Genomic DNA, 1,248 nt, shown 5'->3' on the forward strand with positions numbered 1-1,248 from the left:
CGTGGCAAGCTCGTGCGCGAGACGCCCCATCTCCAGCATCTCCAGACCAGAGAACACGAACGAAGCGCCCAGCTCTGTGATCCCGCGTCGGCGCTCCTCTGCGCTCCATGCCGGCAATACCAGCGCCTTACCGTTGTTTCGGCAGGCGTGTGCAATGGACTCGATGTCCTGCCAATCGTCGGGGGTACGTTTGTACATCCCCCTGCCGCGCCGAACCGACAGGTCGGTTGGCCCGGGAAACAGGCCGTCCACGCACGGCAGCGCGGCAATGCCTTCGGCGTCGGCCAGGGCGCCCGCCGTTTCGATCATCGCAAAACAACGGATTCGTTGATTGGTTTGCTCAAACCAATCATCGGTCGGCATCCGGTATCTCATCGCCCGGCCGCCGGCCAAGCTGCGGTCCCCGGTCGACGGAAATTTGGCGTATGCACACACCTCGCGGGCATGGTCCAGGTTCTGCAGGTGGGGAATCATGACGCCGTCGGCGCCAAAATCCAGCACAGTCTGGATGGGGCTGCGCTCGGGCGCGAGCACCTTGACGAACACCTCAAGTCCCAAGCCTTTGCATGCCGGAATGAAGTTGTGCAGCGTTTCGTGCCCAAAAGGACCGTGTTCAACGTCGAGTATTAGGCGTCGGAAGCCGGCTACTGCCAGCATCTCGGCGAACTGAAAGTTGGGCGTTGTGAGCCAGAACCCCATCAGGGGATCGTTGACCTGCTTGGTTTCCTGTGACATAGCGTTCACCCCTTGCGACTGTCAACAACGATTTGTTCAATCGCGGAGACAAGCGTCGGGTTGATTTGCGCCTTCCAGCGCGCATAGGTACGACGTGTCGCGACCACAAACGCGTTGAGCTCAGCGGCCGTTGGCTGAACCACCTCAACACCCAACTTGGAGGCGTTTGCAATGTCCTCCGCGTAGGCATTTCGCACCTCCAGCACATTGAGACGCGCGGCTTCGATGGCTGCGTCCCGCACCAGTTTCTGGTCCTGGGGCGACCAGCTGTCCCACGCGTTTTTGGAGACGCCAAACAGGAGCACCTCGTTCATGTAGTTCCAGCGTGTCACGTACTTCTGCCCCAAGGTGTTCATCTTGGCGGCGAAGAACAGCTCCATCGGGTTTTCCACACCGTCGATCGCACCAGAGGCCAGCGCAGGCTGGGTGTCGGCCCAGCTCATCACGGTCGGATTACCGCCCAGCTCCTGCAGGGTTTCCGACATCATGGGAGAGGGCGGCAGCCGGATCTTC

The 1,248-nt window shown here is 60.9% G+C and carries 2 protein-coding genes; both read right to left on the reverse strand.

The window, feature by feature from the left end; translation table 11 throughout:
• The coding region (locus Q8M88_RS08350; protein ID WP_305596290.1) for an HpcH/HpaI aldolase/citrate lyase family protein at positions 1–735 on the reverse strand (735 nt) is incomplete at its 3' end.
• A 5-nt stretch (positions 736–740) separates the two neighbouring features.
• Positions 741–1,248, reverse strand: a 508-nt coding sequence (dctP, locus tag Q8M88_RS08355; RefSeq protein WP_305596292.1) for a TRAP transporter substrate-binding protein DctP, incomplete at its 5' end; no start/stop codon positions are given.

Origin of the sequence: Phenylobacterium sp. (genome assembly GCF_030693805.1) — a bacterium.
In the GTDB taxonomy this organism is placed as follows: domain Bacteria; phylum Pseudomonadota; class Alphaproteobacteria; order Caulobacterales; family Caulobacteraceae; genus Phenylobacterium.